Origin of the sequence: Paraconexibacter sp. (assembly GCF_041602235.1) — a bacterium.
Lineage (GTDB): Bacteria > Actinomycetota > Thermoleophilia > Solirubrobacterales > Solirubrobacteraceae > Paraconexibacter.
Map to the genome: position 1 here is coordinate 1 of NZ_JBFIGP010000188.1, position 7,468 is coordinate 7,468.

Genomic DNA, 7,468 nt, shown 5'->3' on the forward strand with positions numbered 1-7,468 from the left:
CAGGCCGCGCGCGACTACCTCGCGTTCATCGCCGAGGAGACCGGCGTGCCGATCGCGCAGATCAGCGTCGGCCCCGGCCGCGACCAGGTCATCTGGACCGAGATCGGCGAGCAGACGATCGCCGGCCGGACCCCCAGCGTGGCGTAGTCGGCCACGCGGGATCCCGGGGCGGAGCGGCGGTCACCGCGCCGACCGTCGCTCCCTCAGGCCACCACGACCCGCGTGTTCACCGGGAAGTCGTGCAGGGCGCGGCGCTCGTCGTCGAACAGCGGCCAGAGCCAGTCGACGAGGTAGGCGATACCGGCGGTGAAGCTGGCGAGGAAGGCCAGCGCGACGCTCTTGAGCACCACCTCGCGCAGGATCGCGGTGGTGATGTCCATCGGCGTGCGATCGGTCTTCACGACGCGGATGCCGGTCGCGAACTTTCCGACCGTCCGACCGTCGGTCCGCCACAGCATGAGCGGCTGATAGACGAGGGCCGCGGCCGCGAACACCATGGCGGCGACCAGGAACCCCGCGATCAGCGCGAACGCACCCGCGTCGGTGTCGACCGTGACACCGGTCGCGGCGAGGGGCACGAACAGGACGACGGCGATGGCCAGGACCACGAACCCGTCCACGACCGCCGCGACCGCTCGCTGCCACCACGACGCCAGGACGAAGGGCGCGTCGCCGGGACCCATGCCGGGAAGCCCCGACGGTCCAGCGGGACCCGGCGCCGGGCGGGCCCCCGGCGGGACCGGCCCGTCGCCGTACCCGCGATCCTTCGGGCGTCCGAACGCGTCGGTGCCCACCGTCCCCTCGTCGTCGCCGAACGCCGGGCTCACGGCGCCCACGGCACCTGACGGTCGGGATCGCTCGATGCGCTGAGCACCTCGGCCTCGCCGCGGGCGAGCAGTCGCAGGGCGAGCGCGAGCGCCGACAGCATGAACAGCGTGGCGAAGGTCACCTGCACGCTGACGATGCCCTCCTCCGACCAGTAGACGTCGTCGAGCTTCAGCAGCAGGGCGGTCTCGTCGAGCGTCAGGGCGACGCCCACCCCGAACGGCACGGCCAGGAACGGGTCGAGCTTCTCGTTGGCGGTCGCCACCGAGATCCCTCCCGCCAGGAACGCGAGCACGATCCCGGGCACGAAGTGGTGGACGTGATTGCCCCCGACGTGGAGGTCGCGGAACGGTCCGAAGCGACGCCCGGTACGACGGATGTGCGCCGTCGACCAGCGGGCCAGCCCGAAGGCGATCGAGAACGAGACGAGCATGTTGAACAGCGCGTTCTCGCGCGTGGACCCCTTCTTGTAGCCCGCGACCGCCACGTCCACGGTCTGCTCGATGGTGCGCTCGGCCGCCAGGACCGCCTCCTCGGCGTCGGTGGGCGCCGCACCGCTCTTTCGCCACACACGGGCCAGTTCGACGACGATCACCGCGCCGGTGGTCAGCAGGGCGGCGGCCCCGAGGGCACGGGTCCTCCGCTCCGCGAGCTCTCGGCGGCGGCGCGCCGTCGGCAGCGGCGAGCGTGTCAGGTCGAGGTCCACGGCTCCCGCTCGAGCAGTTCGGAGTCCGGGACGCGACGCACGACGCGCGCCGGGACACCCATCACGATCGCCCGGGAGGGGACGTCGGTCGTGACGACCGCGCCTGCTGCGACGAACGCCTCCTCGCCGATCTCCACGCCCGGGGTCAGGACCGCGCCGCCGCCGATGCGGCAGGCCCGGCGCAGCGTCGCGCCGCGCAGCGGGGCGCCGGGAGGGTGCCGGGCCATCGTGTCGTCGTTGGTGGTCACCGCGCACGGACCGACGAAGACGTCGTCCTCCACGACGCTGCCGCCGGTCACGTAGACGTGGGACTGCAGCCGCACGCGCGCACCGATGGTCACGTCGGGATCGACGGTGGCACCACGGCCGACGACCGAGTCCGCGCCGATCACCGCCCGCTCCCGGATCACCGCGTGGTCGCCGACGATGACGCCGGCGGCGAGCTGCGCCCCGGCGAAGACCACGGCGTGGGTGCAGATCGCCACCCCGTCCCCGATCACCAGTGGCGCGGCGGTGTCCGCCCCCGCGAAGCTCGAGCGCGGCGACAGCGTCGGGGGCTTGCCGAGCACGGCGCCGTCCTGGATCCGTACGCCGTCTCCGATGACGACATCGTCGTGGACGACCACGTGCGCGCCGAAGGTCACGCCCTCGCCGACGGTCGCGGTAGGGCTGAGCACCAGGCCCGGGACATCCGAGAAGGTCATCCGGGATACCCTACCCTCGCCGTGACCGCCTCCTCCTCGAACAGCCGCACGTTGCGCGGCGCGGTGCTGGGGCTGGGGATGATGGGCCGCCATCACGCCAGACTCCTCCAGGCGATGCCGCGCGTGACGTTCGCGGGCGCCGTCGATCCGGGCGGGGACGCCCACGGCGCGATCCGCGACCCCTCCCTGCTGTTCGCGAGCCTCGAGGACCTGCTCGCCGCCGGTGGCCTCGACTTCGCCGTCGTCGCCGTCCCGACCGACGAGCACCTCCCGGCGGTGCGCGCCCTCGCGGACGCCGGCGTGCACGCGCTGATCGAGAAGCCCCTCGCCGGGACCGCGCAGGACGCCCGGGAGCTGATCGCCTGCGTCGAGCGGGCCGGAACGCTCGCCGCTGTCGGGCACGTCGAGCGCTGCAACCCCGCGCTGCTCGATCTCCGCCGGCGCGTGCAGGCCGGCGACCTGGGCGAGGTCTTCCTGATCGCCACGGAACGGGTGGGCCCGTTCCCGGCCAGGATCCGGGACGTCGGGGTCGTGAAGGACCTGGGAACCCACGACCTGGACCTCGTGCGCTGGATCGGCGGGTCCTCCGTGCGCCGCGTCGCGGCGGAGACCCAGCACCGCATGGGCCGCGAGCACGAGGACCTCGTGCTCGCCACCGGCCGTCTGGTCTCCGACGTCGCCTTCAACTGCGTCGTCGACTGGCTCTCACCGACGAAGGTCCGCCGCACCCGGGTCCTCGGGGAGACCGGCATGCTCGTCGCCGACACGCTGACCGCGGACCTCACGCTGTACCGCAACGGCGACGTCACGTCCTCGTGGGACGCGACCCGCACGCTGCGCGGCGTGAGCGAGGGGGACATGACGCGGTTCGCCCTGGCGCGCCGCGAGCCGCTCCTCGTCGAGCTCGAGGCGTTCTGCGACCTGCTCGAGGGGACCGAGGGCACGGGCGTCGTCACGCTGCAGGAGGGCCTCGAGACGGTGATCGCCGCCGAAGCCGTGCTCCAGGCGGCCGCGACCGGGCACACCGTCGACATGGTCACGGTCTGACCGATGCGCGCGGTCGTCGTCGCCCTGGGCAAGATCGGGCTGCCCGTCGCCGTCGCCCTCGCCCGCGCCGGCCATGACGTCGTCGGCTGCGACGTCGACGAGCGCGTCGTCGGCCTGGTCAACGACGCCCGTGCGCCGTTCCCCGGCGAACCGGGGCTCGAGGACGGCCTGGCCGAGACGGTCCGTGCCGGACGGCTGCGCGCCCAGACCGACACGGCGGCCGCGGTGGCGGCCGGCGCGGACCTCGTGATCGCCGTCCCGCCGCTGATCGTCGATGCCGACGCCCGACCCGATTTCGCCATCCTCGACGCCGTCGTCGCCGACATCGCCCGCGGCCTCGGCGCCGCCCCGGCGGCGAGGGCGACGGTCGTGTCGATCGAGACGACCCTGCCGGTCGGGACGACGCGGACGCGCGTGGCTCCGGCGCTGGAGGCCGGGAGCGGCCGACGCGGCGAGCAGGACTTCTTCACGGTCTTCTCCCCGGAGCGCGTGTTCAGCGGTCGCGTCTTCCGCGACCTGGAGACCTACCCGAAGCTCGTCGGTGGGATCTCCCCGGAGGGCGAGGATCGCGGCATCGCCTGCTACGCGCAGTTCCTGACCGCCGAGGTGCGGGCGATGGGCAGCGCGGAGGCCGCCGAGATGACGAAGCTCGTGGAGACCACCTACCGGGACGTCAACATCGCGCTGGCCAACGAGTTCGCGATGGCGGCGGACCGGCACGGACTGGACATCACGACCGTCATCGACGCGGCGAACTCCCAGCCCTTCAGCCACGTCCACCGTCCCGGCATCGCGGTCGGCGGGCACTGCATCCCGGTCTACCCCCGCTTCTACCTGGAGGGCGATCCGGGGGCGCGACTGCCCGCGACGGCCCGCGACGTCAACGCGTCGATGCCGCAGTACGCGGTGCAGCTGCTGGGACAGGCGCTCGACGGAGTCGTGGCGGGGTCGCGGGTCCTGATCCTCGGCGTCGCCTACCGCGGTGACGTCAAGGAGACGGCGTTCTCGGGGGCGTTCGCGCTCCGAGACGCGCTCGCCGCGGCGGGCGCGCACCCGGTCGCCGCCGACCCGCTGTACGACGCCGACGAGCTCCGCGCCCTGGGGTTCGACCCGTGGGACGGCACCGCGATCGACGCGGCCGTCCTGCAGGCCGACCACGCGTCCTACGCAGGTCTCGGTCCGGAGGATCTGGCCGGCGCGCGCGCCGTCGTCGACGGCCGCGGCATCCTGGATGCCGCCCGGTTCGCGAGCGCGGGCGTCACGCTGCGCGCGATCGGCCGGCCCGCCTGACGCCGCGTCTACCCGAACCGGCGCACGAGCGCCTCGACGACCCGCTCGCCCGCCCGGCCGTCGCCGTAGAGCATCGGCCGGTGCTCCGGGACCACGCGATCGAGCGCGGCCAGCGCCGCGTCGCGGTCGAGGTCCACGAGCACGTTCCAGCCCGCGTCGACCGTCTCGGTCCACTCCGTGGTGTCTCGCAGCGTGACACACGGGACGCCCGCGAGATACGCCTCCTTCTGCACCCCGCCCGAGTCCGTGAGCATCGCGCGCGCACGGGTCAGGAGCGCGGTGAACGCCAGGTACCCGAGCGGCGGGGTGAGGCGGACGTGCTCGGCGGCGAGCAGATCGTCGAGCCACCCCTGGGCGTCCAGGCGCGCGCCCGTCCGCGGGTGCAGCGGGAGCACGACCGGACAGGGCAGCGCGAGGAGCAGGTCGACGAGGCGCCGCAGGCGCTCGGGGTCGTCGACGTTCCCGGCCCGGTGGGCGGTGACCAGCACGTACTCGCCGGCCTGCACCCCGGCGTCCCGCAGCGGCGCGTCGTCCTCCCGGGCGCGGGGCTGCACCAGCAGGGCCACGTCGACCATGACGTCCCCCACGATCTCGACGTCGCCGACGACGTGCTCGCGGGCCAGGTGCTCGGCGGGCACGTCGGAGGAGCACAGCAGCAGCGACGACAGGTGGTCGGTCAGGACACGGTTGAGCTCCTCGGGCATCGCGCGGTCGAACGACCGCATCCCCGCCTCGACGTGCGCGACCGGGACACCCGCCTGCGCCGCGGCGAGCCCCCCGGCGAGCGTCGAGTTGGTGTCGCCATACACGAGGACGACGTCCGGGCGGTGCTCGCCGATCACCGGGGCGAGCGCGGTGAGCATGCGCGCGGTCTGCTCGGTGTTGGAGCCGGTGCCGAGCTCCAGCTCGAGCGACGGCCGAGGCACCCCCAGCTCGCTGAAGAAGACCGCGCTCATCTCGTCGTCGTAGTGCTGCCCCGTGTGCACGAGGATCTCGTCGGCCACTTCCTGGAGCCGTCGCGACACCGCCGCCGCCTTCACGAACTGCGGGCGGTTGCCGATGACCGTGAGGACCCTCATGCGTCGAGCCCCAGGTCGGCGGCGACCATCCGGGAGAAGAGGCGCGCGGCCTCGACGGTGCGATCCCCCGGCGCCGACGTCAACCAGCGCCCATCGATCGCCTGGACGGACTGCACCTCCCGCAGCGACGACGCGAGGAACGCCTCGTCGAGCCTGGCGAGGTCGTCGCGCGCCGTGACGCGTTCCATCGCCCCGGTGAGGCCGATCAGGCGCCGCCGCGTGATCGAGTCGAGGATGTGATCGTCCAGCGGCGGCGTGTACAGCGTGGCATCCCCCGTGAGGACGTAGAAGAAGGCGGAGGTCGGAGCCTCCAGCACGCGGCCGTGCGGGGTCACCAGCAGCGCCTCGTCGGCGCCCTGCTCGACCGCCAGCCGTCCGGCGAGCATGTTCGCCGCGTAGGACAGCGACTTGATCCCGTCCAGGATCCGCGTCGGCGCGTACACGACGGTCGCCAGCGTGATCGCCGCCGGCTGCTCGCGCACGTCCTCGACGAGGGCGAGCCGAGCGCCGCCCCGCGTCACCACCACGCGGACGGCACCGTCCACGGGCCCGGCCGCCGCCAGCAGCGTGCGGACGTCGGTGTCGACCTGGGCGGCGTCGAACGGGAGCCGGAGGTTCTCGGCCGAGGTCTGCATGCGAGCCAGGTGCTCCTCCCAGGCGAACGGCCGGCCCTGGTACAGCCGGGCGACCTCGAAGACGCCGTCGCCGCGCAGGAAGCCCTCGTCGGACGCCGGGATCCGCGCCTCGTCCGCGGGCAGGACCTCCCCGTCCAAGATCGCGAGCCGCGGGCCGTGCACGTCCGGCACCTTACCCGCACGGTGCGGGCCGCCGGAGCCGCGTAGTGTCTGCCACGTGCCCGAGCTCGACCACGGTGACCCCGGCGACGCCCCGTCCACGGCGGCGCCGCTCACCCCTGTCGCCGACGTCCCGCGCAGGACCGCCGCCGAGGAGGCCCGCACGCTGGTCGCCGGCACCAACCGCGCCACGCTGGCGACCCTGACCGCCGACGGGCACCCGTGGGCGTCGTTCGTCACGTACGGCTGCCTGGACGACGGCTCCCCCGTCCTGTGCGTCTCGCGCCTCGCAGAGCACGGCCGCAACCTCGACGACGACCAGCGCGTCAGCCTCGCGATCGTGCAGCCCGAGATCCCGGCGGACCCGCTCGCCAGCGCTCGCGTGACGCTCGCCGGCACCGCGCGGCGCCCCGCGGCGGACGAACACGCCGCGGCCCGTGCGGCCCATCTCGACGCGGTGCCCGCCGCGCGCTACTACCTGGACTACAGCGACTTCTCGCTGTGGATCGTCGCGGTCGACAGGGTTCGCTGGGTCGGCGGCTACGGGCGCATGGACTCCGCGGATGCGCCCGCCTACGCGGCGGCACGCCCCGACCCGGTCAGCGCCGTGGCCGCAGGGGCCGTCTCCCACCTCAACGCCGATCACGGCGACGCGCTGCTCGCGATGGCGCGGGCGCTCGGCGGATATCCCGACGCGACGTCGGCGACGTGCACGTCGGCGGATCGCTTCGGCCTCGACCTCTCGGTCGACACCCCGCGCGGTCCCGGCATCACGCGGGTGGGGTACGCCGCGCCACTGACCGCCGCCGACGGGCTGCGCGCCGCGACGGTCGAGCTGGCCCGGCGCGCGCGGGCGAGCGCCTGACGGCCGATGGCGTCCGGTCCGCAGCCCGACGACGCCGGCGCGACGCTCGAGCGCGTCCTTCGCCTGGCCCGTGGTGTCGGGCTCGTCGACGACAGCAACGCCGAGGTCGTCGCCGACCTGGTGGAGCGGGCCATGGCCGTCGACGTCGGCTACGTCGA

At 74.0% G+C, this 7,468-nt stretch carries 8 protein-coding genes; 3 read left to right on the forward strand and 5 right to left on the reverse strand.

Annotated features, from left to right (window positions below):
* Positions 1-203: 203 nt before the first annotated feature.
* The 3 genes from ABYE80_RS14210 to ABYE80_RS14220 are packed head-to-tail and all read right to left on the reverse strand — an operon-like array spanning position 204 to position 2,235.
* Positions 204-836, reverse strand: a complete 633-nt coding sequence (locus tag ABYE80_RS14210) for an RDD family protein (protein ID WP_372790940.1) — start codon at positions 834-836, stop codon at positions 204-206.
* Positions 824-1,531, reverse strand: a complete 708-nt coding sequence (locus ABYE80_RS14215) for a hypothetical protein (protein WP_372790941.1) — start codon at positions 1,529-1,531, stop codon at positions 824-826. Before ABYE80_RS14215 ends, ABYE80_RS14210 begins: the two co-directional genes overlap by 13 nt.
* Positions 1,516-2,235, reverse strand: a complete 720-nt coding sequence (locus ABYE80_RS14220; RefSeq protein WP_372790942.1) for an acyltransferase — start codon at positions 2,233-2,235, stop codon at positions 1,516-1,518. Before ABYE80_RS14220 ends, ABYE80_RS14215 begins: the two co-directional genes overlap by 16 nt.
* A 21-nt stretch (positions 2,236-2,256) precedes the next feature.
* On the opposite strand from ABYE80_RS14220, the gene ABYE80_RS14225 reads away from it, so the two are divergent.
* Positions 2,257-3,282 carry a Gfo/Idh/MocA family protein gene (locus ABYE80_RS14225; RefSeq protein WP_372790943.1) on the forward strand — a complete coding sequence of 342 codons (1,026 nt, stop codon included), beginning with the start codon at positions 2,257-2,259 and terminating at the stop codon, positions 3,280-3,282.
* Positions 3,283-3,285: 3 nt separating this feature from the next.
* Positions 3,286-4,572 carry a nucleotide sugar dehydrogenase gene (locus ABYE80_RS14230; RefSeq protein ID WP_372790944.1) on the forward strand — a complete coding sequence of 429 codons (1,287 nt, stop codon included), beginning with the start codon at positions 3,286-3,288 and terminating at the stop codon, positions 4,570-4,572.
* Between the two features lie 8 nt (positions 4,573-4,580).
* On the opposite strand, the gene wecB is transcribed toward ABYE80_RS14230, so the two are convergent.
* Positions 4,581-5,651: a non-hydrolyzing UDP-N-acetylglucosamine 2-epimerase gene (gene wecB / locus ABYE80_RS14235; RefSeq protein WP_372790945.1), complete on the reverse strand. Its 1,071-nt coding sequence runs from the start codon at positions 5,649-5,651 to the stop codon at positions 4,581-4,583.
* Positions 5,648-6,448, reverse strand: coding sequence for an aminotransferase class IV (locus tag ABYE80_RS14240; protein WP_372790946.1), 801 nt, complete (start codon positions 6,446-6,448; stop codon positions 5,648-5,650). The genes wecB and ABYE80_RS14240 overlap by 4 nt, the downstream gene beginning before the upstream one ends.
* 55 nt (positions 6,449-6,503) lie before the next feature.
* Between ABYE80_RS14240 and ABYE80_RS14245 the strand changes: the two genes are divergently transcribed.
* The gene (locus tag ABYE80_RS14245) at positions 6,504-7,310 is read left to right on the forward strand and encodes a HugZ family protein (protein ID WP_372790947.1); all 807 of its coding nucleotides are present in this window, start codon (positions 6,504-6,506) and stop codon (positions 7,308-7,310) included.
* Positions 7,311-7,468 lie beyond the last annotated feature (158 nt).

Bases quoted from the DNA above. Each gene is read 5' to 3' on its own strand.
- wecB (WP_372790945.1), bottom strand. From the start codon at position 5,651: ATGAGGGTCCTCACGGTCATCGGCAACCGCCCGCAGTTCGTGAAGGCG.
- ABYE80_RS14230 (WP_372790944.1), top strand. From the start codon at position 3,286: ATGCGCGCGGTCGTCGTCGCCCTGGGCAAGATCGGGCTGCCCGTCGCC.
- ABYE80_RS14220 (WP_372790942.1), bottom strand. From the start codon at position 2,235: ATGACCTTCTCGGATGTCCCGGGCCTGGTGCTCAGCCCTACCGCGACC.